Annotated in this window: 1 protein-coding gene; it reads right to left on the reverse strand. The window is 64.9% G+C overall.

Going from position 1 to position 325, the window contains the following annotated elements:
- A partial coding sequence (locus EN824_RS34075; protein ID WP_135933206.1) for an NAD-glutamate dehydrogenase domain-containing protein occupies positions 1-325 on the reverse strand: 325 nt, incomplete at both ends.

Below are 325 nucleotides of genomic sequence, written 5' to 3' on the forward strand. Positions count from 1 at the left end.
ACGACACCAGCTTCGGCTCGAGCGCCTTGCGGGCTTCCTGCAATTCGGCGATGCGCATGCCAAGCGGCGCCGAACCCGCTTGGTTCTTCAGGTACCAGCCGCTCGTCACAAAGATGAGCCGGCTGACCGCCTGATAGAGATCGAGCTGGATCTGGCCGTCGATCTGGTTGTCCAGCGCGTCGATCTCCTTGTAGAGCGCGGGCAGCGCGAAGCCGTCGCGGACCACGGCGAAGGGGCGCACGACATCGGCCGCGGTACGGCCCGTCGATTCCTGCAAGCGGTTGACGAAAGACGGGCCGCCGCGATTGACCAGATCGTTGGCAAC

This window comes from Mesorhizobium sp. M8A.F.Ca.ET.181.01.1.1 (genome assembly GCF_004792025.1).
GTDB lineage: Bacteria > Pseudomonadota > Alphaproteobacteria > Rhizobiales > Rhizobiaceae > Mesorhizobium.